The following is a 25944-nucleotide window of genomic DNA, read 5'->3' on the forward strand; positions in this document are numbered from 1 at the left end:
TTTTCTCTACAATTAGTTCGGCGGCGTCCTACTCTCCCACAGGGTCCCCCCTGCAGTACCATCGGCGCTGTGAGGCTTAGCTTCCGGGTTCGGAATGTAACCGGGCGTTTCCCTCACGCTATGACCACCGAAACACTATGAAACTGTCAACCGCACCGCATGTGACCTTATGCGGGGTTGTTCGTGGTTTCAGAACCAACACAGTGGACGCGAGCAACTGAGGACAAGCCCTCGGCCTATTAGTACCAGTCACCTCCACCCGTTACCGGGCTTCCAGATCTGGCCTATCAACCCAGTCGTCTACTGGGAGCCTTAACCCCTCAAAGGGGGTGGGAGTCCTCATCTCGAAGCAGGCTTCCCGCTTAGATGCTTTCAGCGGTTATCCTTTCCGAACGTAGCCAACCAGCCATGCCCTTGGCAGGACAACTGGCACACCAGAGGTTCGTCCGTCCCGGTCCTCTCGTACTAGGGACAGCCCTTCTCAAGACTCCTACGCGCACAGCGGATAGGGACCGAACTGTCTCACGACGTTCTAAACCCAGCTCGCGTACCGCTTTAATGGGCGAACAGCCCAACCCTTGGGACCGACTCCAGCCCCAGGATGCGACGAGCCGACATCGAGGTGCCAAACCATCCCGTCGATATGGACTCTTGGGGAAGATCAGCCTGTTATCCCCGGGGTACCTTTTATCCGTTGAGCGACGGCGCTTCCACAAGCCACCGCCGGATCACTAGTCCCGACTTTCGTCCCTGCTCGACCCGTCGGTCTCACAGTCAAGCTCCCTTGTGCACTTACACTCAACACCTGATTACCAACCAGGCTGAGGGAACCTTTGGGCGCCTCCGTTACTCTTTAGGAGGCAACCGCCCCAGTTAAACTACCCATCAGACACTGTCCCTGATCCGGATCACGGACCCAGGTTAGACATCCAGCACGACCAGAGTGGTATTTCAACGACGACTCCCCCTGAACTGGCGTCCAGAGTTCACAGTCTCCCACCTATCCTACACAAGCCGAACCGAACACCAATATCAAACTGTAGTAAAGGTCCCGGGGTCTTTCCGTCCTGCTGCGCGAAACGAGCATCTTTACTCGTAGTGCAATTTCACCGGGCCTATGGTTGAGACAGTCGAGAAGTCGTTACGCCATTCGTGCAGGTCGGAACTTACCCGACAAGGAATTTCGCTACCTTAGGATGGTTATAGTTACCACCGCCGTTTACTGGCGCTTAAGTTCTCAGCTTCGCACACCCGAAAGTGCACTAACCGGTCCCCTTAACGTTCCAGCACCGGGCAGGCGTCAGTCCGTATACATCGCCTTACGGCTTCGCACGGACCTGTGTTTTTAGTAAACAGTCGCTTCTCGCTGGTCTCTGCGGCCACCCCCAGCTCACCGAGTAAATCGGATCACCAGTGATGGCCCCCCTTCTCCCGAAGTTACGGGGGCATTTTGCCGAGTTCCTTAACCATAGTTCACCCGAACGCCTCGGTATTCTCTACCTGACCACCTGAGTCGGTTTAGGGTACGGGCCGCCATGAAACTCGCTAGAGGCTTTTCTCGACAGCATAGGATCATCCACTTCACCACAATCGGCTCGGCATCAGGTCTCAGCCTTAATGTGCGACGGATTTACCTACCGCACGGCCTACACCCTTACCCCGGGACAACCACCGCCCGGGCTGGACTACCTTCCTGCGTCACCCCATCACTCACCTACTACCAGATTGGACCGGCGGCTCCACCACTTTCCATTCCCCGAAGGGTCCGGAACGGCTTCACGGCCTTAGCATCACTGGATTCGATGTTTGACGCTTCACAGCGGGTACCGGAATATCAACCGGTTATCCATCGACTACGCCTGTCGGCCTCGCCTTAGGTCCCGACTTACCCTGGGCAGATCAGCTTGACCCAGGAACCCTTAGTCAATCGGCGCACACGTTTCTCACGTGTGTATCGCTACTCATGCCTGCATTCTCACTCGTGAACCGTCCACCACTAGCTTCCGCTGCGGCTTCACCCGGCACACGACGCTCCCCTACCCATCACAGCCGCCGTTGGGCGTATTACTGCAATGACACGACTTCGGCGGTACGCTTGAGCCCCGCTACATTGTCGGCGCGGAATCACTAGACCAGTGAGCTATTACGCACTCTTTCAAGGGTGGCTGCTTCTAAGCCAACCTCCTGGTTGTCTGTGCGACTCCACATCCTTTCCCACTTAGCGTACGCTTAGGGGCCTTAGTCGATGCTCTGGGCTGTTTCCCTCTCGACCATGGAGCTTATCCCCCACAGTCTCACTGCCGCGCTCTCACTTACCGGCATTCGGAGTTTGGCTAAGGTCAGTAACCCGGTAGGGCCCATCGCCTATCCAGTGCTCTACCTCCGGCAAGAAACACACGACGCTGCACCTAAATGCATTTCGGGGAGAACCAGCTATCACGGAGTTTGATTGGCCTTTCACCCCTAACCACAGGTCATCCCCCAGGTTTTCAACCCTGGTGGGTTCGGTCCTCCACGAAGTCTTACCTCCGCTTCAACCTGCCCATGGCTAGATCACTCCGCTTCGGGTCTTGAGCGCGCTACTAAATCGCCCTATTCGGACTCGCTTTCGCTACGGCTTCCCCACACGGGTTAACCTCGCAACACACCGCAAACTCGCAGGCTCATTCTTCAAAAGGCACGCAGTCACGACGCAAGGAACAAGTTCCTTGCGCGACGCTCCCACGGCTTGTAGGCACACGGTTTCAGGTACTATTTCACTCCGCTCCCGCGGTACTTTTCACCATTCCCTCACGGTACTATCCGCTATCGGTCACCAGGGAATATTTAGGCTTAACGGGTGGTCCCGCCAGATTCACACGGGATTTCTCGGGCCCCGTGCTACTTGGGTGTCTCTCAAACGAGCCGCTGACGTTTCGACTACGGGGGTCTTACCCTCTACGCCGGACCTTTCGCATGTCCTTCGCCTACATCAACGGTTTCTGACTCGTCCTGTCGCCGGCAGACGACAGAAGAGAGATCCCACAACCCCGCATACGCAACCCCTGCCGGGTCTCACACGTATACGGTTTGGCCTCATCCAGTTTCGCTCGCCACTACTCCCGGAATCACGGTTGTTTTCTCTTCCTGCGGGTACTGAGATGTTTCACTTCCCCGCGTTCCCTCCACACTGCCTATGTGTTCAGCAGCGGGTGACAGCCCATGACGACTGCCGGGTTTCCCCATTCGGAAACCCCCGGATCAAAGCCTGGTTGACGACTCCCCGGGGACTATCGTGGCCTCCCACGTCCTTCATCGGTTCCTGGTGCCAAGGCATCCACCGTGCGCCCTTAAAAACTTGGCCACAGATGCTCGCGTCCACTGTGCAGTTCTCAAACAACGACCAACCACCCGTCACAACCCGCTCACGCGAATCTTTACCGGGGCCGGCATTGAGGTCGGGAACAAGTCCGTACCCTCAGATACCCAACAGCGTGCCCGACACCCTCGCCGCTTCCCTCAACGTTCCACGCTCCGAAGAGCAGTACTGGAAGGAGAAGACGATCAAGTGTGCCGAATAGTCAACGTTCCACCCATGAGCAACCACCGTCGAACGTTTGCCGACGTTATGGCCCTGGACCACCAAGCAAGCTTGGCGGCCTAGATGCTCCTTAGAAAGGAGGTGATCCAGCCGCACCTTCCGGTACGGCTACCTTGTTACGACTTCGTCCCAATCGCCAGTCCCACCTTCGACAGCTCCCTCCCACAAGGGGTTGGGCCACCGGCTTCGGGTGTTACCGACTTTCGTGACGTGACGGGCGGTGTGTACAAGGCCCGGGAACGTATTCACCGCAGCAATGCTGATCTGCGATTACTAGCAACTCCAACTTCATGGGGTCGAGTTGCAGACCCCAATCCGAACTGAGACCGACTTTTTGAGATTCGCTCCACCTTGCGGTATCGCAGCTCATTGTATCGGCCATTGTAGCACGTGTGCAGCCCAAGACATAAGGGGCATGATGACTTGACGTCGTCCCCACCTTCCTCCGAGTTGACCCCGGCGGTCTCCTGTGAGTCCCCATCACCCCGAAGGGCATGCTGGCAACACAGAACAAGGGTTGCGCTCGTTGCGGGACTTAACCCAACATCTCACGACACGAGCTGACGACAGCCATGCACCACCTGTACACCGACCACAAGGGGGACCCTGTCTCCAGGGTTTTCCGGTGTATGTCAAGCCTTGGTAAGGTTCTTCGCGTTGCGTCGAATTAAGCCACATGCTCCGCTGCTTGTGCGGGCCCCCGTCAATTCCTTTGAGTTTTAGCCTTGCGGCCGTACTCCCCAGGCGGGGAACTTAATGCGTTAGCTGCGGCACCGACGACGTGGAATGTCGCCAACACCTAGTTCCCACCGTTTACGGCGTGGACTACCAGGGTATCTAATCCTGTTCGCTCCCCACGCTTTCGCTCCTCAGCGTCAGTAATGGCCCAGAGATCCGCCTTCGCCACCGGTGTTCCTCCTGATATCTGCGCATTTCACCGCTACACCAGGAATTCCGATCTCCCCTACCACACTCTAGCCTGCCCGTATCGACTGCAGACCCGGGGTTAAGCCCCGGGCTTTCACAACCGACGTGACAAGCCGCCTACGAGCTCTTTACGCCCAATAATTCCGGACAACGCTTGCGCCCTACGTATTACCGCGGCTGCTGGCACGTAGTTAGCCGGCGCTTCTTCTGCAGGTACCGTCACTTTCGCTTCTTCCCTGCTGAAAGAGGTTTACAACCCGAAGGCCGTCATCCCTCACGCGGCGTCGCTGCATCAGGCTTTCGCCCATTGTGCAATATTCCCCACTGCTGCCTCCCGTAGGAGTCTGGGCCGTGTCTCAGTCCCAGTGTGGCCGGTCGCCCTCTCAGGCCGGCTACCCGTCGTCGCCTTGGTGAGCCATTACCTCACCAACAAGCTGATAGGCCGCGGGCTCATCCTTCACCGCCGGAGCTTTTAACCACCGTCCAGGAGGACGGAAGTGTTATCCGGTATTAGACCCCGTTTCCAGGGCTTGTCCCAGAGTGAAGGGCAGATTGCCCACGTGTTACTCACCCGTTCGCCACTAATCCACCCCGAAGGGCTTCATCGTTCGACTTGCATGTGTTAAGCACGCCGCCAGCGTTCGTCCTGAGCCAGGATCAAACTCTCCGTGAATGTTTCCCCGTGATCGGGGTGACACCACGAGAGCGGACCAGACAGGAGGAATAGTCCCGTCCGGTCACAGCGTCCTCGCTGTGTTTATTTCAAAGGAACCTCGCCCCAACCATCAGATGACGGCCGGAGACGGGGTAATCAACATATCTGGCGTTGACTTTTGGCACGCTGTTGAGTTCTCAAGGAACGGACGCTTCCTTTGTACTCACCCGAGAGACTCTCTCGCGGCTTTCCTCCGGGCGCTTCCCTTCGGTCTTGCTGTCTTGCGTTTCCGACTCTATCAGATCTTTCCGATCCGATTTCCTCGGGGTCTTGCTCGGTGTTGCTCGGTGTTGCTTTTCGCTTTCCGGCCTTTCGGCCTTCCTGCGGTGTCGACTCTATCAGATCCTTTCGGGCCTGATTCCCTGTCAACCGGGTTTGTCGTCCGGGTCGTTGAGCCGTTCCGACGTCCCAGACGTTAGCCGATTCCCGCTCTCGTTCCTAATCGGGCCGAGGCGAATTGAATTCGGGCACGCCGAAAACAATCCCGGGGGGAGTTCGTGCTGTTGTGTGGGTGCCGCTTCAGCGGCGGAAGTGCTGTCGCCGTAACCGACCGGCTCCGTGACAACTCGAAGGACCTTACGCCATCCACCCCCGGTCGTACAAGTGGGGCCCAGCACAGGTGTGCTGGGCCCCACTTGCTCGTCTTCCCGGTCAGGCCTTGACCGGCTCCTTCGGGCCCTCCGTGCGGGGCGACGGGGACTCCTTGGTGGTCCTGTCGTCGTCGTCCGTCGTGTCGAGGAGCGTGCGCTCGTCAAAGGGGAGGTCGCCCGCGAGGACGCGCTGGACCCGCTCGCGGTCCACCTCGCCGGTCCAGGTGCCGATCAGCAGGGTGGCCACGGCGTTGCCCGCGAAGTTCGTCAGGGCGCGGGCCTCGCTCATGAAGCGGTCGATGCCGACGATGAGGCCGACGCCGTCCACCAGGGCCGGCTTGTGGGACTGGAGGCCGCTCGCGAGGACCGCGATGCCGGAGCCCGAGACGCCCGCGGCGCCCTTCGAGGCGATCATCATGAAGAGGAGCAGGCCGATCTGCTGGCCGATGCTCATCGGCTGGTCCATGGCGTCGGCGATGAAGAGGGACGCCATGGTCAGGTAGATCATCGTGCCGTCGAGGTTGAAGGAGTAGCCCGTCGGGACCGTGATGCCGACGACCGGGCGGCTCACGCCCAGGTGCTCCATCTTGGCGATCAGGCGGGGCAGCGCCGACTCGGAGGACGAGGTCGAGAGGATCAGGAGGAACTCGCGGCCCAGGTACTTCAGCAGGGCGAAGATGTTGAAGCCTGCCGCGAAGCGGAGGATCAGGGCCAGGACGATGCCCACGAACAGGGCGCATGTGACATAGAAGCCGACCATGATCGTGGCCAGGGCCTTCAGGGCGTCGACGCCCGTCTCGCCGATGACCGCGGCCATCGCGCCGAACGCGCCGATGGGGGCCGCCCACATGATCATGCCGAGGACGCGGAAGACCAGCTTCTGGATGTGCTCGACGCCACGCAGGACCGGTTCGCCGGAGCGGCCCATGGCCTGGAGCGCGAAGCCGACGAGGAGGGCGACGAGGAGGGTCTGGAGGACCTCGCCCTCGGTGAACGCCGAGACGAGCGTGTGCGGGATGACGCCCAGGATGAAGTCGACCGGGCCTTCCGCCGCGTCCTTGGCCGCGGTGTGGCCGACCTCCTTCGTCGCCTCGGTGAGGTGCATGCCGTCACCGGGGTGGAGGATGTTGCCGACCAGGAGGCCGATGGCCAGGGCGACCCCGGACATCACGATGAAGTAGCCGAGGGCCAGGCCGCCGACCTTGCCGATGCTGGCGGCCTTGCGGACCGAACCGACGCCGAGCACGATCGTGCAGAAGATGATCGGCGAGATCATCATCTTGATCAGGTTCACGAAGCCCGTGCCGAGGGGCTTGAGCTCCTTGGCGAAGTCGGGCCAGATGAAGCCGACGGCGATGCCGAGCAGCACCGCGACGATCACGGCTATGTAGAGGTAGTGCGTGCGGTCCCGCTTTGCGGCGGGGGGCTTGGTCGCGGGCGCGGTCTCGGCCACGGTTCCTCCTGACGACGACGTCGGCGTACTGGAACTGTTGAGAAGGGTTCTTGTACGCACAGGCCGTGCGGCTCACGGTCTGCGAATCCCGGTGACTATCTCCCAGGCGGTGAGGACCGTCACCCTTCCGTTCATTTAGTTCGCGCTTGTACGACCGGGCACACTGGGCCGCATGCGTCTCCCCCTTCCCCGCAGCCTGGCGGGCCAGCTCTTCGCGATGCAGGCCGTGCTGGTGGCGGTCGTCGTCGCGGGGTGCGCGCTGTTCACGTACGTCAGTGATCGCGGGCAGGCGCAGCGGGCCGCTCAGCGGCAGGCCACCGCGGCGGCCAGGGCGGTCGCCGACTCGCCGTCCGTGCGGGCCGCCATCGAGGGGGGCGGTGATCCGTCCGTCCGGCTTCAGCCCTACGCCGATGACGTGCAGCGGCACACCGGGGTGGACTTCGTGACGATCATGGATCCGCGCGGGATCCGGTGGACGCATCCCGATGAGGAGCAGATCGGGAAGCGGTTCCTCGGGCATATCGGGCCCGCTCTGGAGGGGCGGACGTTTCCTGAGACCTATACCGGGACTCTCGGGCCGTCCGTGCGTGTGGTCACTCCCGTTTATGGGGAACAGCGGCAGATTGTCGGGCTTGTCAGTGCCGGGATCACCATCGAGGAGATCACCGCTCAGGCCCGGGGGCAGGTGCTTGCCGTCACCGGTGTCGCGGGGGCGGCGTTGGTGCTCGGTGGCATCGGGACCTACTTCATCAATGCGCGGCTTCGGCGGCATACACACGGGATGAACGCCGGGGAGCTCAGCCGGATGCACGCCTATCACCAGGCCGCTTTGCATGCCGTGCGTGAGGGGCTCGTCATGCTTGACGGGCAGCGGCGTGTCGCTCTCATCAATGACGGGGCGCGGGAGCTGCTCGGGGTCGGCGAGGAGGCCGTGGGGCGGGGGGTCGCCGAACTCGGGCTGCCCGCGCCGCTCACCGGGGCTCTGCTCGCCGCCGAGCCGCGGGTCGACGAGGTGCATCTGACCGCCGATCGCGTCGTGGTCGTCAATACGTCGCCGGTCACCAGTGGGGAGCGGCGAGGGACCGTCGTCACGTTGCGCGACCACACTGAACTGCAGTCCGTCATGGGTGAGTTGGATTCCGAGCGGGGGTTCACCCAGGCGCTCAGGTCGCAGGCCCATGAGGCGGCCAATCGCCTGCACACCGTGGTGTCGCTGATCGAGCTGGGGCGGGCTGACGAGGCGGTCGAATTCGCCACCGCCGAGCTGGAACTCGCTCAGGCGCTCACCGATCAGGTGGTGGGTGCGGTGAGTGAGCCCGTGCTCGCCGCCTTGTTGCTCGGTAAGGCCGCTCAGGCCAATGAGCGGGGGGTCGAGCTGGTCGTGGCCGGGGACACGCGGATCGATGACGGAGTGCTGCCGCAGGCGCTCGCCGCCCGGGATCTCGTCACCGTGCTCGGGAATCTCGTCGACAATGCCGTGGACGCCGCTCAGGGGTCGGTGCGGGCCCGTGTCACCGTCACCGCTCGGGCCACGGGCGAGGTGTTGTTGCTGCGGGTCGCCGACAGTGGCCCCGGCGTCGATCCGGAGCACTCCGACGCCGTGTTCGAGCGCGGCTGGTCGACCAAGCCGGCGGGGCCCGGCGGGCGCGGGCTGGGGCTCGCCCTCGTCCGGCAGGCCGTGCGGCGCAACGGGGGGACGCTGGAGCTGGCACAGTCGGGGGAAGGCGGCGCCGTGTTCAGTGTGCGGTTGCCTCTGCATTCGAGCGCGCTCGCCGCGCACACCTCTCAGGACGGGACCACGCCATGACCGGATCGCGGATCAGTGTGCTCGTGGTCGAGGACGATCCTGTCGCCGCCGACGCGCACGCGCTGTATGTCAATCGGGTGCCCGGGTTCGTCACCGTGGGCAAGGCGCACAGTGCGGCGGAAGCGCGGCGGGCCCTGGAGCGGGCCCCTGTCGAGCTGATCCTGCTGGATCTTCATCTGCCGGACGGGCACGGGCTCGCGCTCGCCAGGTCCCTGCGGGCCGCCGGGCACTCGGCGGATGTCATCGCCGTCACCTCGGCGCGTGATCTGGCGGTCGTCCGGGAGGGTGTCTCGCTGGGTGTCGTGCAGTACGTACTGAAGCCTTTTACGTTCGCCACCTTGCGGGATCGGCTCGTTCGGTACGCCGAGTACCGGACGTCCAGCGGAGAGGCCACTGGGCAGGACGAAGTCGATCGGGCGCTCGCCAATCTGCGGTCGCCCGCCCCCGCCGCGCTGCCCAAGGGGCTCAGCGCGCCGACTCTCGAGCGGGTCACTCAGGCGCTGCGTGACGTCGCGCCCGAGGGGATGACCGCCACCGGTGCCGCCGAGGCGGTCGGGATCTCGCGGATCACCGCGCGGCGGTATCTGGAGCATCTGGTGGACTCGGGCCTGGCCGTTCGCAGTCCGCAGTACGGGCAGGTCGGCCGGCCCGAGTTGATCTACACCTGGAAGTGATCAGCCGACGCGGAAGCGGGTGAGCCGGTCCTCGCCCGCCGGGCCCGTGCCGGACTTGTCGACCACGTAGGCCGTGCCGTTCGCGATCTCGACGTGGTTGGGGTTGGCGCCCGTCGTGATCGTCCTGGTCACCGTGGCCTTGCGCGGGTCCACGACCGTCGCCGTCGCGTCCGTGCGGTTCACCGTGACGACTTTGCCCGTGCGGGCGTCGGCGGCGACCGAGAGCGCGCCCGCGCCCGTCGGTACGGACTTCGTGACCAGGCCCTTGTCCAGGTCGACGACGGAGACGGTGCCCGCGGTGTTGTCGGCCGTGTAGGCGGTGCGGCCGTTGGCGGAGAGGGCTACGGAGATGGGGCCGTCGCCGGTCGGGATCAGGCGGGGGGTCGTGGACTTGCGGTTGACGACAATCAGCTGGTCGTTGGTGAGGTCCGCGGCGTAGACCGTGCCGGTGCGCTCGTCGACCGCGATGCCGGTCGGGCCCGCGCCCTCGACGGTGACGCGCTTCTTCTCCTTGTACGTACGGCTGTCGAAGGCGACGAGGCTGCCGTCGCCGAAGCCGCTCGCCCAGACCGTGTCGTGCTTCTCGTCGACGGCTATCTCGCGCGCGTGGGCGACGTTCGGGAGGGTCGCGAGGTGGGCGCCGGTGCGCTGGCTGTAGACGGCGACGCTGTTGTTGCGGGTGTTGGTCACCCAGACCGTGTTGTGCTCGTCGTCGACCGCGACGCCGTAGACCGCCTCGACGGCTCCGGTGGCCTCGTCGGTGACCGGCGGCGTGTACGTCGCGAGCACCTTGAGGGTCTTGGGGTCGACCTTGGTCAGGGCCGAGGTGGTCACCGGGGGACGCCCCACCGCCGACGCGGTCCACAGGACGTGGTTCCGCTCCGAGTACGCCGACTGGTAGAGGCCTTTGGTGACGGGCGCGGAGGCGGCGGCGGTCCCCGTGCCGGGGGCGGCGACGGCGGCGGGCGCCACCGAGGCGCCGGCGACGAGGGCCACCATGACGGCGGCGGAGCGGCGGATCCTGGGCGTGATGCGAGGCATGCGGCGTCAATCTCCCTGTGAGGCGGGGGTGTTGTGTGACCAACCGAGAGTTAAGTTAGCTTAGCCTTACCTAACTTTCCAACCCGGCCCCTGAGCCCCTGCCGCCCCAGGCGGCCCGGCGCACGCCCATTGACCTTGGTCCGGACCCGCCCTTACGTTTCCGGGCAGCCCCGCGCGGCAACGATGCCCGTGAGCTCCGTAGGAGGTCGTGCCTGTGCGCCCCACCGCCCCTCTCCTCGTCGCCACCGCCTTACTGGCCGCCGGAACGCTCACCGCCTGCGGCGGCGGCTCCGGCAGCGACGCGAACACGATCAAGGTCTCGTTCAAGCAGTCCACGGACAACCAGATCAAGGTCATGGACACCTACCTGGCCGCGATGAAGAAGCAGTTCGAGAAGGATCATCCGGGCAAGAAGGTCGAACTCGTCCCGATCAAGGCCCCGGACTCCGAGTACTACACGAAGCTCCAGCAGATGCTCCGGTCGCCGAAGACCGCGCCCGATCTGGTCTACGAGGACACCTTCCTCATCAACTCCGACATCACGAGTGGGTATCTGAAGCCGCTCGACCAGTACCTCGACAAGTGGGCGGACTGGGGACAGTTCATCGACACCGCCAAGACCGCCGCCAAGGCCCAGGACGGGAAGACGTACGGCGTCCCGGACGGCACGGACACCCGCGGGCTCTGGTACGACAAGGCCATCTTCGCCAAGGCCGGCATCGCCACCCCCTGGCAGCCGAAGAACTGGGCAGAGGTGCTCGACGCCGCCCGCACCATCAAGGAGAAGGTGCCGGACGCCATCCCGCTGAACGTCTACACCGGCAAGCCGAACGGTGAGGCCGCGACCATGCAGGGCTTCGAGATGCTCCTGTACGGGACCGGGGACGGCAGCGCCGACCCGCTCCACGACACCTCGTCCAACAAGTGGATCGCCGGGTCCGAGGCGTTCAAGGACAGCCTCCGGTTCGTCGAGACCGTCTTCAAGGAGAAACTCGGCCCCGACGTCTCCGACGCGCTCGACCCGAACTGGTCGACCCGCGTGCGCGGCGAGATGCTGCCCAAAGGCAAGCTCGGCATCAACCTCGACGGCTCCTGGCTGCCGCAGGACTGGCTGAAGGGCAGCGGCCACGAATGGCCGGAGTGGTCGCAGAAACTGGGGCTCGCCACCATGCCGACGCAGAACGGGCAGGCGCCCGGCAAGGTCTCCATGTCCGGCGGCTGGACCTGGGCCGTGCCCAGCAAGGGGGCCAACCCCGACCTCGCCTTCGACTTCATCAAGACGATGCAGACCAAGGCGAACGCCCAGCGCTGGTACATCGCCAACTCCGGTATCGCGGTCCGCAAGGACGTCGCCGCCGAACCGGCGTACGTGCAGGCGCAGCCCGGCATCAAGTTCTTCACCGACCTGGTCGCCACGACCCACTACCGGCCCGCGTACCCCGCGTACCCGAAGGTCTCCACGGCGATCCAGGAGGCCATGGAGTCGGTGACCACCGGGGACGCCTCGGCGGACAAGGCGGCGTCGACCTATGACGAGCAGCTGAAGACCGCTGCCGACGGCAAGGTCGTCAACAAGCCCTGACCTGGTGAGTGCTGGAGAACTGGAAGGGGTCCACCGTCACGTGATCCGTCGCCGCTCCGCCCTGCGTGCCCTGCCCGTCGCGCCGGCCACGATCATCATGGCCCTCTTCCTCGCGGGCCCGATCGCCTACTGCGCGTACATCGCCTTCACCGATCTCCAGCTCACCGGCCAGGCCGGTTCGTCGTTCGTCGGGTTCGACAACTTCCGGGCCGCGTTCAAGGACGAGGCGTTCCTGAACGCGGTACGCCTCACGCTCGTCTTCACGTTCCTGTCGTCGATCGTCGGGCAGAACACGCTGGGCCTCGCCCTCGCCGGGCTCATGCAGCGCGCCTCGAAGCCGCTCCGCACGCTCACCGGCGCCGTGGTGATCACGGCGTGGGTGCTGCCCGAGGTCGTCGCCGGATTCCTGCTGTACGCCTTCTTCCGGCGCGAGGGCACGCTCAACGCCATCCTCGACTGGCTCCATCTGCCCAGCCAGAACTGGCTGTTCACGCTGCCGATCCTCGCCGTGTCGTTCGCCAACGTGTGGCGCGGCACCGCCTTCTCGATGCTCGTCTACTCGGCGGCGCTCTCCGAGATCCCCAAGGAGATCACCGAGGCCGCCGAGGTCGACGGCGCGAATGCCTGGCAGCGGCTGTGGCACGTCGTCCTGCCGATGATCCGCCGCTCCATCGGCACCAACCTGATGCTCAACACCTTGCAGACGCTGTCCGTCTTCGGGCTGATCTGGGTCATGACCAGGGGCGGACCCGGCAACGACAGTCAGACGCTGCCCCTGTTCATGTACGAGCAGGCCTTCCAGAAGAGCATGATCGGCTACGGCACGGCGGTCGCCCTGCTGCTGCTCGTGGTCGGCTCCCTGTTCTCGCTCGTCTACATGCGCCTGCTGCGCTCGGAGGCCTGAGTGACCCGCAGCCGTACCCGCCGCAGCCGGCTCACCGCCGACGCGACGCTGTTCCTCGTCGCCGTCGCCTTCGCGCTCCCGCTGGCGTGGGTGGTCCTGTCGTCCCTGGACGCCGACGCCAACCTGAAGGTGAAGTTCCCCTCCCATGCCACGTTCGACAACTTCGACGCGGTCCTGAAGCCGGACATCACCTTCACGCCGCTCCTGAACAGCCTGATCCTGTGCGGCGGCGCGACCGCTCTGACGGTCGTCTGCGCGGCGCTCGCCGCCTACCCTCTCTCCCGCTACCGCTCGCGCCTGAACAACCCGTACCTGACGACGATCCTCTTCGCGACGTGCCTGCCGATCACCGCGGTCATGGTCCCGGTCTACGCGCTCTTCGTGCAGGTCAATCTGATCGACACGATGGCGGGCACGATCTACTTCTTCACCGCGTCCCAACTCCCGTTCGCCATCTGGCTGATGAAGAACTACATGGACGGCGTCCCGAAGGAGCTGGAGGAGGCGGCGTGGACGGACGGCGCGGGCACCTTCCAGTCGCTCGTACGGATCGTGCTGCCGCTGATGGGGCCCGGCACCGCCGTCGTCACCGTCTTCTGCTTCGCCATGATGTGGGGCAACTTCTTCGTCCCGTTCATGCTGCTGCTCTCCCCCGACCAGATGCCCGCCTCGGTCAGCATCAACGACTTCTTCGGCAACCGCGGCACCGTCGTCTACGGCCAGCTCGCGGCCTTCTCCGTCCTCTACTCGGCACCCGTGATCCTGCTGTACGTGCTGGTCTCGCGGCGGTTCGGCGGCGGCTTCGCGCTTGGCGGTGCGGTCAAGGGATGAGCACCGGCGCGGCTGTACGTTCCTACGACATGTCACGCAAGCTGAACACACCGTAGCCAAGCGGGCCGTTCCCCCCTACTTTGTGCCCGTGCACACCGCCGCGGCGCAACAGCCGACCCCGCCGTTCAACGCCCCTGCCGCCCGTCGCCTGCGCGAGGCGCTCGGTATGGCACCGGGCCATGTCGCGTACGGCATGCGCGCGTCCTACGGGCTCGCGCACATCACCCCGGAGACGATCATCGCCTGGGAGCGCGGCGAGGCGACGCCCCTGGCCGGCGAACTCACCGCGCTCGCCGGGGCGTTGTGGTGCTCCCCCGGCGACCTCATCGGCGCACCCCGCACCCTGCGCGAGCACCGGCTCTCCCTCGGGCTGGCCCCCGAGGACGTGGCGCGCGAGGTCGGTGTCGACATCCACGCGTATCTCCGCATGGAGGAGACGGGCGTGTGGCGCGGCAACGACCGCCAGTCCAGCGCCCTCGCCACGACCCTGCGGCTCGCTCCGCGGGCGTTCACGACGGTGACGGGCCGGGACGCGCACCTCGCGGAGCTGCTGCGCAGCGCGGCGACCACCCGCTGGCAGGCGTACGTGCGCCCGCTCACGCGCCTCGTGCCGGTACAGCGCCGCGAGGCGGAGGACGTCCTGCACGAGATGCACCTGGAGTACCAGGCGCTGATGACGTCGACGCTGAGCTGGGGCGGGGGCGCGTCCGCGCAGTCGGGCGACGCGGGCAGGGAGTTCCTGGACCGGATCCTGGACGAGTTCTGGTCGAGGATCCGGCAGGCGTAGGCCCCTGACAGGGGCGCGGGGAACTGCGCGACCAGCCACGACGCACGCGCACCCGGCATCACACCTGAACCGGGCGGACGCGACTCCGCGCCTAGAAGACGGACTCCGCCTCGTCCATCCGGTCCTTGGGCACAGTCTTGAGCTCGGTCACGGCGTCGGCGAGCGGCACCATGGTGATGTCAGTCCCTCGCAGCGCGGTCATCTTCCCGAACTCCCCCCGGTGGGCGGCTTCCACCGCGTGCCACCCGAACCGCGTGGCCAGCACCCGGTCGTACGCGGTGGGCGTACCCCCGCGCTGGACGTGTCCGAGGATGACGGGCCGCGCCTCCTTGCCGAGCCGGGATTCGAGCTCGTAGGCGAGGGCGGTGCCGATGCCCTGGAAGCGCTCATGGCCGAACTGGTCGATCGCGCCCTTGCCGTAGTCCATCGTGCCGTCGGCGGGGTGCGCCCCCTCGGCGACGCAGATGACGGCGAACTTCTTGCCGCGGGCGAACCGCTCCTCGACCATCTTGACGAGGTCGGCGGGGTCGAAGGGCCGCTCGGGCAGGCAGATGCCGTGGGCGCCGCCGGCCATGCCGGACTCGAGGGCGATCCAGCCAGCGTGGCGGCCCATGACCTCGACGACCATGACGCGCTGGTGGGACTCGGCGGTCGTCTTGAGGCGGTCCATCGCCTCGGTGGCGACGCCGACGGCGGTGTCGAAGCCGAAGGTGCGGTCGGTGGAGGAGATGTCGTTGTCGATCGTCTTCGGGACGCCGACGACGGGCAGGCCCGCGTCGGAGAGCATCCGGGCGGCGGTGAGCGTGCCCTCGCCGCCGATCGGGATGAGGACGTCGAAGCCGATCTCCTCGGCGAGCTGCTTGGCGTTCTCGCAGGCCGCGCGGAACTTGTCGCGCTCCAGGCGGGAGGAGCCGAGGATGGTGCCGCCGCGGGCGAGTATGCCGCTGACGGCGTTGAGGTCGAGGGTGCGGCAGCGGCCGTCGAGGAGGCCCGCGTAGCCGTCCTCGAAGCCGAGGACCTCGTCGCCGTAGTGCGTGACGGCTCGGTGCACGACCGACCGGATCACTGCGTTCAGTCCAGGGCAGTCGCCGCCTGCGGTCAGAACTCCGATACGCATCGTGCTGTGTCTCCTGCTCGCTGCCGGTACGTGTGAGCCACTGCGATTCTTCCACGCTCCGCGAGGGGCTGCGTTCGCCCCCGCCGGGCGGGGCGCTTCGGCATGCTGTGCGGGGGCGTGGGAACCCTGCTGCCAGAGGGGTTGTACAGGGCTTTTGTCCGGCGGGCGACCTAGCCAGCGCCGGAGGTATTGTCAATAGGGCACAGCTTTCGATATGGCCATTTTTTTCGGCCACGGCACGACCGGCCGCACGATGGCCTGCCGGGCCGGCCGGCCACGACGGAAACGTCACGACAGGAACGGAGAGCACGCGTGACGCGCAGCGTGTACGTGACCGGGATCGACCGGGGCGACGGCCGCCAGGTCGTCGAGCTGGGAGTCATGGAGCTCCTGACGCGCCAGGTCGACCGGGTGGGCGTCTTCCGCCCGCTCGTCCACGACGGCCCGGACCGCCTCTTCGACCTGCTGCGGGCGCGTTACCGGCTCTCGCAGGACCCGGCGACCGTGTTCGGCCTCGGCTACCACGAGGCGGCCACGGTCCAGGCCGAGCAGGGCACCGACGAGCTCCTGTCGCGCCTGGTCGACCGCTTCCACGTGGTGGCCCGGGACTACGACGTGGTCCTCGTCCTCGGCACGGACTACGCCGACACCCAGCTCCCCGACGAGCTGGCGCTGAACGCACGTCTCGCGAACGAGTTCGGGGCCTCCGTGCTGCCCGTCGTCGGCGGCAAGAAGCAGACCGCCGATTCGGTGTGCGCCGAGGTCCGCAATGCCTTCCGCGCCTACGACGGCCTGGGCTGCGACGTCCTCGCCATGCTCGCCAACCGGGTCGCCGCCGAGGACCGTGACGCCATCCACGAGCAGCTCGCCGGGCACCTCCCGGTGGAGACCTACGTGCTGCCCGACGAGCCCGCGCTCTCCGCGCCGACCGTCGCCCAGATCACCCACGCCCTCGGCGGCACGGTGCTGCTCGGCGACGACTCGGGGCTCGCCCGCGACGCCCTGGACTTCGTCTTCGGCGGCGCCATGCTGCCCAACTTCCTCAACGCCCTGACCCCGGGCTGCATGGTCGTCACCCCCGGCGACCGCGCGGACCTGGTCGTCGGCTCGCTCGCCGCGCACAGCGCCGGTACGCCGCCGATCGCGGGCGTCCTGCTCACCCTGAACGAGCGGCCCGGCGAGGAGATCCTCAAGCTGGCCGACCGGCTCGCGCCCGGCACCCCGGTCGTCGCGGTGAGCGGCGGCTCGTTCCCCACGGCCGGTGAACTGTTCGCGCTGGAAGGGAAGTTGAACGCGGCGACGCCCCGCAAGGCGGAGACCGCGCTCGGCCTCTTCGAGCGGTACGTCGACACGGCCGGGCTGCTCAAGACGATCCAGGCGCCGTCCTCGGACCGGCTCACGCCGATGATGTTCGAGCACAAGCTCCTGGAACAGGCCCGCTCGCAGCGGCGTCGCGTCGTCCTGCCCGAGGGCACCGAGGAGCGGGTGCTGCGCGCCGCCGACGTCCTGCTCCGCCGCGGCGTCTGCGACCTCACGCTGCTCGGCCCCGTCGAGCAGATCCGCAAGAAGGCCGCCGACCTCGGCATCGACCTGGCGGACACCGAGGTCGTCGACCCGCAGACCTCGGAACTGCGCGACCGGTTCGCCGCCGCGTACGCGGAGCTGCGCGCCCACAAGGGCGTCACCGTCGAGCTGGCCCACGACGTGGTCGCCGACGTGAACTACTTCGGCACCCTCATGGTCCAGGAGGGCCTGGCCGACGGCATGGTCTCGGGCTCCGTGCACTCCACGGCCGCGACCATCCGGCCCGCCTTCGAGATCATCAAGACCAAGCCGGAGGCCGCGATCGTCTCCTCGGTCTTCTTCATGTGCCTGGCCGACAAGGTCCTCGTCTACGGCGACTGCGCCGTGAACCCGGACCCGGACGCCCGGCAGCTCGCGGACATCGCCATGCAGTCCGCGGTGACGGCCGCCCAGTTCGGCGTCGACCCGCGCATCGCCATGCTCTCGTACTCCACCGGCACCTCCGGCTCCGGCGCCGACGTCGACAAGGTCCGCGAGGCCACCGAGCTGGTCCGTGAGCGCCGCTCCGACCTGAAGATCGAGGGGCCGATCCAGTACGACGCCGCCGTGGAGCCCTCCGTGGCCGCCACCAAGCTGCCCGGTTCGGAGGTCGCGGGGCAGGCCAGCGTGCTGATCTTCCCGGACCTGAACACCGGCAACAACACGTACAAGGCGGTGCAGCGCTCGGCCGGCGCCATCGCGGTCGGCCCGGTCCTCCAGGGGCTGCGCAAGCCGGTCAACGACCTGTCGCGGGGCGCGCTCGTGCAGGACATCGTGAACACCGTCGCCATCACCGCGATCCAGGCCCAGACGCCGGCCGGCTGACCCACCTCCGCTCCAGACGTCCCCGACGAAAAGGCAACCTCATCCGTGACAGCGACCCGAGTCCTCGTCCTCAACTCCGGCTCCTCGTCGGTGAAGTACCAGCTGCTCGACATGGGCGACGGCAGCAAGCTCGCCGCCGGCCTCGTCGAGCGGATCGGTGAGGAGACCTCGCGCCTCAAGCACACCCCGCTGACCGGTGAGGGCGGTGAGGCGCGGGAGCGGGAGGAGCGCATCGCCGACCACGAGGAGGCGCTCAAGGCCGTCGCCGACGAGCTGGCGCGGGACGGGCTCGGCCTGGACTCCCCCGACCTGGCCGCGATCGGCCACCGCGTCGTCCACGGCGGCCTGTTCTTCTCCAAGCCGACCGTGATCGACGACGCCGTGCTCAAGGAGGTGGAGCGGCTCATCCCGGTGGCGCCGCTGCACAACCCGGCGAACCTCACGGGCATCCGTACGGCGATGTCGCTCCGCCCCGACCTGCCGCAGGTCGCGGTCTTCGACACGGCGTTCCACACGACGATGCCGGAGTCGGCGGCGCGCTACGCGATCGACATCAAGACGGCCGACGAGCACCGGGTGCGCCGCTACGGCTTCCACGGCACGTCGCACGCGTACGTGTCGCGCAAGACGGCCGAGCTGCTCGGCAAGGAGCCCGAGGACGTCAACGTCATCGTCCTGCACCTGGGCAACGGCGCCTCGGCCTCAGCGGTGCGCGGCGGCGTCTGCGTGGACACCTCGATGGGCCTCACCCCGCTCGAAGGGCTGGTGATGGGGACGCGTTCAGGCGACGTCGACCCGGCCGTCATCTTCCATCTGATGCGGGTGGGCAACATGTCCGCGGACGCGATCGACGACCTCCTCAACAAGAAGAGCGGCCTGATCGGTCTGTGCGGCGACAACGACATGCGGGAGATCCGGCGCCGTGTCGACGCGGGCGACGAGGAGGCGAAACTCGCCTTCGACATCTACATCCACCGCCTGAAGAAGTACATCGGTGCCTACTACGCGGTGCTCGGGCGGGTGGACGCGGTCGTGTTCACCGCCGGGGTCGGTGAGAATGCGGCGCCGGTGCGGGAGGCTGCGGTCGCGGGCCTGGAGGAGCTGGGTCTCGCGGTCGACGGCGAGCTCAATTCCGTACGTTCCGACGAGGCGCGGGTCATCTCGCCCGAGTACGCCCGGGTCACGGTGGCCGTGGTGCCGACCGACGAGGAGCTGGAGATCGCGCAGCAGACCTACGCGCTGGTCGCGCCGGACCACGACTGAGCGCGCACCCGCCCATTTGTAGATTCCACCAGACGGAATATTCCGTAGCGAAACAAACCGATAGGATCGCCCCCATGCGCCGTTCCAAAATCGTCTGCACGCTGGGCCCAGCCGTCGACTCCGAAGAGCAGCTCGTCTCGCTGATCGAAGCCGGTATGAACGTGGCCCGCTTCAACTTCAGCCACGGCTCGCACGCCGAGCACCAGGGTCGTTACGACCGGGTGCGGGCCGCCGCCACGAAGACCGGCCGCGCCGTGGGCGTCCTCGCCGACCTCCAGGGCCCGAAGATCCGTCTGGAGACCTTCGCCGAGGGCCCCGTCGAGCTGGTGCGCGGTGACGAGTTCACCATCACCACCGAGGACGTGCCCGGCGACAAGTCGATCTGCGGCACCACCTACAAGGGGCTGCCCGGCGACGTCTCCAAGGGCGACCAGATCCTGATCAACGACGGCAACGTCGAGCTGCGCGTCGTCGAGGTCGAAGGCCCCCGCGTGAAGACGATCGTCGTCGAGGGCGGCGTCATCTCCGACCACAAGGGCATCAACCTGCCCGGCGCGGCCGTGAACGTCCCCGCCCTGTCCGAGAAGGACGTCGAGGACCTGCGCTTCGCCCTGAGGATGGGCTGCGACATGGTCGCCCTGTCCTTCGTGCGCGACGCCGCCGACGTCAAGGACGTCCACAAGGTGATGGACGAGGAGGGCCGCCGGGTCCCCGTCATCGCCAAGGTGGAGAAGCCGCAGGCCGTCGCCAACATGGAGGGCGTCGTCGCGGCGTTCGACGCCGTGATGGTGGCTCGTGGCGACCTCGCCGTGGAGTACCCCCTGGAGAAGGTCCCGATGGTGCAGAAGCGCCTCGTGGAGATGTGCCGCCGCAACGCCAAGCCGGTGATCGTCGCGACCCAGATGATGGAGTCGATGATCACCAACTCGCGCCCCACGCGCGCGGAGGCCTCCGACGTCGCCAACGCGATCCTGGACGGCGCCGACGCGGTCATGCTCTCCGCCGAGTCGTCGGTGGGCGCCTACCCGATCGAGACCGTCAAGACGATGTCGAAGATCGTTAAGGCGGCCGAGGAGGAGCTGCTCTCCAAGGGCCTCCAGCCGCTCGTGCCCGGCAAGAAGCCGCGCACCCAGGGCGGTGCGGTGGCCCGCGCCGCCGCCGAGATCGCCGACTTCCTGGGCGGCAAGGCGCTGGTCGCCTTCACCCAGTCCGGTGACACGGCCCGCCGCCTGTCCCGCTACCGCGCGGCCCAGCCGATCCTGGCCTTCACCACGGACGAGAACACCCGCAACCAGCTCTCGCTGAGCTGGGGCGTCGAGTCGTACGTCGTCCCGCACGTGGACACCACGGACGCGATGGTCGAGCTGGTCGACACCGAGACGGTGAAGCTGAACCGCTTCAACGACGGCGACACCGTCGTCATCACCGCCGGCTCGCCCCCCGGCGTCCCCGGCACGACGAACATGGTACGGGTGCACCACCTGGGCGGCCGCGACTGATCCGGCACGCCGGCTGACGGCACACACACCGAGGGCGCCTCCTGTACGAGACAGGGGGCGCCCTCGGTGGTGTGCGGCTCCCGAACGGGTCTTGGGGGTGGTGCGCCGGTCAGTCGTCCTCGATGGAGATCGTCAGACCGGGGATGTGCAGGTTCCCGCCGAACTGCGCGGCCTGCGTGACCTTCACGTTCGTGAAGTACAGGATCGGCAGGTTGATCGGCGGCGGGTTGTCGGCGTTGAACGTCGCGGGGATCAGCCCGAGCAGGTTGCCCGACAGCTCCTCGGTGTACATCGTCGTCTTCCCGCCCCGGATGGTCGACGTCGAGCCCTTGTCCGAGCGGATGTGGGACGACTTGCCGCCGGAACCCGGGGCGATCTGGTGCAGGTCCCCGATGTCCGTACCGTTGGAGATGACGTACTTCATGACGCGCTTGACGGTGCCGTCGGCCATCCGGACGTTGACGATGCCCTGGTAGTCCGCGCCCTTGAGCAGCAGCGAGCTGGCCTCAAGGCGCCACGGCTTGTCCGGCAGCGCGACCGGGGTGGTCTCGTCGGCGCCCTCGGCGTCGGTGGCGACCGGGCAGTCCTCGGGGATGCCGGTGGCGCTGGCGCTCGGGGACGGGGTCGCCGACTCCGTCGCCTTCTCCGTGGCGTCCTCGACCGCATCGCCGGCCTTGTCGGTGACCTTGCCGGTCACGTCCTTGGCGGTGTCGCCCACACCGTCGACCGTGTCCTTGACGGCCGAGCCGAGGTCCTTGCCGTCCTTCTCCCCGGCGTCCTGCCCGGAGTCCTCCGCCGTACCCGTCGTGTCGGCGGAAGGGGTCTGCGAGGCCGACGGGGTCGGAGTCGGGGTGGCCGTCTCCTTGTCCTTCGGCGTGAAGATGTCCTTGAGCGCGTCCCCGAGACCCAGCGGGTCGAGCGGGTTCTTGGTCGCGGAGGCGGAGGGCGAGGGGGTCGGCGTGGCGGTGTCCTGAGCCGCCTTGCCGTCCTTGCTGTCCTGCGTCTCCGTGGTGCTCTTACCGCTGCTCGGCTTCTCGGCGGTGGGGGTGGGCGTGGGCTCGGCCTGATCCGTGCCCTCTCCCTTGGTGCCGCCCTCGTCGCCGCTCTTGGCGCTGTCCTTGTCGGCGTCCTTCCCCGTGGACGCCGACGCGGACGGTGACGGAGTCGCGGACGCCTCCGGCTTGTCGTCCTTCTCTGTGGCGGACTTGCCGTCCTTGGCGTCGCGCTCCGCCTGCACGGCGTCGGCGCATGCCTTGTAGTCGTCCACCGAGAACTTGGTGGGGTTGTCCTTGGCGGACGCCAGCGTGGGGGTGAGGCCCATCCCCATCAGTACGGCCGTGGGCATGGCCGCGATGGCGATCGCCTTGCCCGCGGGCATGTGCAACCTGGTGAAAAGATGCTTCCTCGGTGCTGCATGCCGCGGCCCGGTTCTCGCACGGGACTCCCCCGCGGAGTCCTCGTGGTGCACCTCGTCAGCCGGCACGGTGCCTCCCGTTCGTCCCGTTGTCCGGGCTCGTCCCTGACTCGTCGTGGTTTGCGCCCGCGACGCGGTAGGTGACGCCGGTGACCGGCGGCACGCTCTCCGCACCACCGGTCTCGGCAACGGCGGTGTCCGCCACCGGTGCCTCCTCCTGCGGCTTGGCCGGAGCCCAGGAGACGGCGAGAGCGCCGCCCACCAGGGCCAGCAGGAAACCGATGACGAATCCGCCGAAGTTGGAGACGACAAGGGAGACCAGGGCGAGCAGGATCGCCGCGACACCCGCGAAGACGCGGGACTGGTACTGGAACCACATCGTGAGGCCGAGCACGACGAGCAGGACACCGATGATCAGCGAACCGGCACCGGCCGTGGTGGCCATCCGGATCGTCATCGAGCCGAGCGTCAGGTTCGCGTACGGGAAGTACATGATCGGGATGCCGCCGAGCACGGTCAACAGGCCTGCCCAGAAGGGGCGTTGCCCGCGCCAAGTGCGGAACGTGCGGCGTGCGTGGCCGAACCTGTCGTCCACCCCTGCTTGCGCTTCGGCGCTCATGTCGTACAGCTCCTCAGGACTGGCGTTCTGTTCGGTGGTGATGTGTGCGGATGCGGGCACGGGGACCCCGGCCGAACGGTGCAGGCCATGCCCCCGCGCCCCTCCGTGCTGTGCGGTGCGGGTGATCGAGAGCGCTAGGCGGTGAGGCCTAGTAGCACTCGACGCCCTTGCCGCTGCCCCTCTTCAGGCTCATGTTCAGCCCGTTGAGCTTGAAGGTGCCGGCGCTCGTCGCCCAGGCGGTCTGGTCGACGTCGGTCAGGATCGCGCGGTCGGCTTCCTGAGCGAAACCGTTCGGGTCGGCCTGCTCCTTGCCGCCCTTCATGCCGGGGCCCTTGGTCGAGGACCCGGCACCGACGCCGATGTTGATGTTGCGGAACTCGGCGTCCGCCTTGAGCTGCGCGACATCGATGTAGATGTTGTCGGCAACCGCCGGCTTGCCGCCGCCACCGGCGTTCAGGACCAGCGTGATGTCACCAAGGCCCGGCAGGTGCGTCACCACGGACTGGCACATGTTGGTGAGCTCGGCGTTCTTGAACGCCGAGACGGAGACCGGGTGAGGGGTCCCGTTCTTCTCAGCGTCGACGGCGCCGTACTGGATCATGCCGGTGGCGTCGAGCTTGTCGACATGCACCTTGAACGACTGCCCCGACACACTGAACGATGCCGCGAGGGCGCCCTGCGAGAGCGCGACACCTATCGCCGCGGTGGCCGCAACGCTCGGCACCATGACGACGGCGAACCGCTTCCATCTCGTTCCACCACGAGCCACAGAGTTCATGACTGTTTTTTCCTCCTTCTCGGACGTACATCTCCGGCCCTGACTCGCCCCTTTCGGCGGCTCAGCCGGGCAGGGATGGGAGAAGTGCTACGTCCTCGGGAAGGAGAGCGCCTGTGTCGGAGGCGCTGATTCGCACCCTGATCACCGGCGATCACCCCCGAGCGACAACCACTGGTCGCACCTGATCCATCACGCGCAACCTGCTGGACAGGCTCAGTCGAAAATCGACCGAGACCCCCCTGTCCCAGACCGACGGCGCTCCCCAAGGCTTCACCGCCGACCTGCTCGGTGGGGACCCAGAACCCTCGCCGCCCGAGTGGGTGTCGGGAAAGTGAGGAAGTGGACCGAGCGTGCCCGATCGTGGTGCATTCCCGGCGCTCGCACAAGGGGGTTCGTTACTCATGGGTAACGGACGAGTAACCGCGCCACGACGGCCTGACATCGGACAGCAACGCAGGGTGCCGTCCACGGAGGCGGCAAAGATGTTGATACCGGGACAGACTCGGACGGAAGCAAGCCCTCGACTTACTCCAAGTAACAGCGGCCGCGTTTACCAAGTTTTGGTAAAGCGCGGCCGCTGTGGGCCCCCGGAGGCCAAATTTTCACCTCGGCATCACATGCCGGGGGTTTAGGAACAGGTCACTGCCCGCTCAGAAAAGAACCCGGGCCAGGGCAGTACGCGCGGTGGTCACCCGGGGGTCGTCGGCACCGACGATCTCGAACATTTCAAGGAGACGGACCCGCGCCGCCGTGCGGTCGTCGCCCGCCGTACGGGCCACCGCGTCGACAAGTCGGCCGAAAGCATCCTCGACATGGCCGCCGACGAGGTCCAGATCGGCGGCGGCGATCTGCGCCTGCACGTCGCCGGGCTTCTCGGCCGCGTCCTTGCGGACCGCCTGCGGGTCGAGGTTCTGCACGCGCTGCAGCAGCTCCGCCTGGCCGAGGCCGAGCTTGGCCTCGGTGTTGCCGGGGTCGTCGGACAGCACGTTCTTGTACGCCTGGATGGCGCCGCCGAGGTCGCCCGCGTCGAGTGCCTGGACCGCGGCTTCGAGAAGCGCGTCGTACGGGCCGGCCGGAACCTCGGCCACCGGGGCGTCGCCCTCGGCGCCCGGGTCGACGGCGATGCCCGTGAGGCCGAAGCGCTCCTCGGCGACCTGGATCAGCTGGTCGAGCGTGCCGCGGATCTGGGCCTCCGGGGCGGCTCCCTGGAAGAGGGGCAGCGCCTGCCCGGCGACGACCGCGAAGACCGCCGGGATGCCCTGCACCCCGAACTGCTGCATCAGCATCTGGTTCGCGTCGACGTCGATCTTCGCAAGGACGATGCGGCCGCCGTACTCGACGGTGAGCCGCTCCAGGAGGGGGCTCAGCTGCTTGCAGGGCTCACACCACTCGGCCCAGAAGTCGATGACGACGGGCACCTCGGTGGAGCGCTGCAGTACCTCGCGCTCGAAGTCCGCCTCATTGACGTCGATGACGAGGCTCGAAGGCGACACCGCGGCGGGGCCGCCACCCTGCCGGGCGGCTTCGGCGCGCGCCTGCTCCGCCTTGGCCTTGGCCTCCTGGGCCGCCTTCACCGCGGCGAGATCGACGACTCCGCTCATGGACATGTTCCGTGGCTGCATGCGTGCATTCTCCCCCCTCCGCGACCGCTTGTGGGCCGGGTACCGCTCCGTGGCCTCCCGCCGGATTGCGAGACGCAATGAAGAGACACGGAGCGGACTCGGCCTGCTCCTTCTTTTCCCGAAGGTTCGGCGCCCGGTCCCCACCCGGCGCCTGGTGATGCCGGGTCCCCACCCGGCATCCGTGGTTGCCGCTCGTCCCGGCCGGCTCCGGGTGCAGATCGGAGTCGGACGCGGCGAGATCACACTATCGAGCTTTCGCTACGGCTCGTAGCGTAACTGTCCTACGCAGGGCACGGAGGGCGGCCCCGGGTGATCTGGCTCACGCATACCAGTCGACCTACTGGCCGGTATGG

Annotated in this window: 16 protein-coding genes and 3 rRNA genes; 9 read left to right on the plus strand and 10 right to left on the minus strand. The window is 66.7% G+C overall.

All coding sequences use genetic code 11. The features are described 5' to 3' along the window. Window positions 1-15 precede the first annotated feature (15 nt). From rrf to C1N81_RS17900, 4 genes are all read right to left on the minus strand, one after another. A 5S ribosomal RNA gene (gene rrf, locus C1N81_RS17885) occupies window positions 16-132 on the minus strand. 87 nt (window positions 133-219) lie between these two features. Then, window positions 220-3343, minus strand: a 23S ribosomal RNA gene (locus tag C1N81_RS17890). Window positions 3344-3654: 311 nt separating this feature from the next. Then, window positions 3655-5180, minus strand: a 16S ribosomal RNA gene (locus tag C1N81_RS17895). The 16S, 23S and 5S rRNA genes sit together here, the layout of an rRNA operon. Window positions 5181-5873: 693 nt before the next feature. Beyond that, window positions 5874-7265: a cation:dicarboxylate symporter family transporter gene (locus C1N81_RS17900; RefSeq protein WP_394430284.1), complete on the minus strand. Its 1392-nt coding sequence runs from the start codon at window positions 7263-7265 to the stop codon at window positions 5874-5876. A gap of 172 nt (window positions 7266-7437) precedes the next feature. On the opposite strand from C1N81_RS17900, the gene C1N81_RS17905 reads away from it, so the two are divergent. Both C1N81_RS17905 and C1N81_RS17910 read left to right on the plus strand, forming a co-directional pair. Beyond that, window positions 7438-9072 carry a sensor histidine kinase gene (locus C1N81_RS17905; protein ID WP_394430285.1) on the plus strand — a complete coding sequence of 545 codons (1635 nt, stop codon included), beginning with the start codon at window positions 7438-7440 and terminating at the stop codon, window positions 9070-9072. Further along, complete coding sequence (locus tag C1N81_RS17910; protein ID WP_394430287.1) at window positions 9069-9746, plus strand: response regulator; 678 nt, start codon at window positions 9069-9071, stop codon at window positions 9744-9746. Before C1N81_RS17905 ends, C1N81_RS17910 begins: the two co-directional genes overlap by 4 nt. Here C1N81_RS17910 and C1N81_RS17915 read toward each other — a convergent pair whose 3' ends face one another. After that, window positions 9747-10787, minus strand: coding sequence for a YncE family protein (locus C1N81_RS17915; RefSeq protein ID WP_394430289.1), 1041 nt, complete (start codon window positions 10785-10787; stop codon window positions 9747-9749). A gap of 214 nt (window positions 10788-11001) precedes the next feature. Here C1N81_RS17915 and C1N81_RS17920 point away from each other — a divergent pair, with 214 nt between their 5' ends. From C1N81_RS17920 to C1N81_RS17935, 4 genes are all read left to right on the plus strand, one after another. Further along, on the plus strand, window positions 11002-12369 hold the full coding sequence (locus tag C1N81_RS17920) for an extracellular solute-binding protein (protein ID WP_394430291.1): 1368 nt from the start codon (window positions 11002-11004) through the stop codon (window positions 12367-12369). 97 nt (window positions 12370-12466) lie between these two features. Further along, window positions 12467-13273, plus strand: coding sequence for a carbohydrate ABC transporter permease (locus C1N81_RS17925; RefSeq protein ID WP_394438025.1), 807 nt, complete (start codon window positions 12467-12469; stop codon window positions 13271-13273). After that, window positions 13274-14104 (plus strand): carbohydrate ABC transporter permease, encoded by an 831-nt coding sequence (locus tag C1N81_RS17930; RefSeq protein ID WP_394430293.1) that lies wholly within the window; start codon window positions 13274-13276, stop codon window positions 14102-14104. It begins immediately after the preceding gene. 82 nt (window positions 14105-14186) lie between these two features. After that, window positions 14187-14891 (plus strand): helix-turn-helix domain-containing protein, encoded by a 705-nt coding sequence (locus tag C1N81_RS17935; RefSeq protein ID WP_394430295.1) that lies wholly within the window; start codon window positions 14187-14189, stop codon window positions 14889-14891. Between the two features lie 91 nt (window positions 14892-14982). Here C1N81_RS17935 and C1N81_RS17940 read toward each other — a convergent pair whose 3' ends face one another. After that, complete coding sequence (locus C1N81_RS17940; protein WP_361063920.1) at window positions 14983-16008, minus strand: 6-phosphofructokinase; 1026 nt, start codon at window positions 16006-16008, stop codon at window positions 14983-14985. A 312-nt stretch (window positions 16009-16320) separates the two neighbouring features. Between C1N81_RS17940 and pta the strand changes: the two genes are divergently transcribed. The 3 genes from pta to pyk all read left to right on the plus strand — a co-directional run bounded on the left by pta (window position 16321) and on the right by pyk (window position 21158). Next, window positions 16321-18396 (plus strand): phosphate acetyltransferase, encoded by a 2076-nt coding sequence (pta, locus tag C1N81_RS17945; protein WP_394430297.1) that lies wholly within the window; start codon window positions 16321-16323, stop codon window positions 18394-18396. 45 nt (window positions 18397-18441) lie between these two features. After that, window positions 18442-19659, plus strand: a complete 1218-nt coding sequence (locus C1N81_RS17950) for an acetate kinase (RefSeq protein ID WP_394430299.1) — start codon at window positions 18442-18444, stop codon at window positions 19657-19659. 74 nt (window positions 19660-19733) lie between these two features. Continuing rightward, a complete protein-coding gene (gene pyk / locus C1N81_RS17955) occupies window positions 19734-21158 on the plus strand; it encodes a pyruvate kinase (RefSeq protein WP_394430301.1) in 1425 nt (474 codons plus the stop codon). Between the two features lie 109 nt (window positions 21159-21267). Here pyk and C1N81_RS17960 read toward each other — a convergent pair whose 3' ends face one another. The 4 genes from C1N81_RS17960 to C1N81_RS17975 form a co-directional block, all read right to left on the minus strand. Further along, window positions 21268-22536, minus strand: coding sequence for a hypothetical protein (locus C1N81_RS17960; RefSeq protein ID WP_394430303.1), 1269 nt, complete (start codon window positions 22534-22536; stop codon window positions 21268-21270). A 94-nt stretch (window positions 22537-22630) separates the two neighbouring features. Then, complete coding sequence (locus tag C1N81_RS17965) at window positions 22631-23191, minus strand: DUF6114 domain-containing protein (RefSeq protein ID WP_394430305.1); 561 nt, start codon at window positions 23189-23191, stop codon at window positions 22631-22633. A 148-nt stretch (window positions 23192-23339) separates the two neighbouring features. After that, window positions 23340-23969 (minus strand): DUF6230 family protein, encoded by a 630-nt coding sequence (locus tag C1N81_RS17970; protein ID WP_394430307.1) that lies wholly within the window; start codon window positions 23967-23969, stop codon window positions 23340-23342. 650 nt (window positions 23970-24619) lie between these two features. Continuing rightward, window positions 24620-25591: a tetratricopeptide repeat protein gene (locus tag C1N81_RS17975; protein WP_394430309.1), complete on the minus strand. Its 972-nt coding sequence runs from the start codon at window positions 25589-25591 to the stop codon at window positions 24620-24622. Between the last annotated feature and the right edge of the window lie 353 nt (window positions 25592-25944).

This window comes from Streptomyces sp. SGAir0957 (assembly GCF_043523415.1).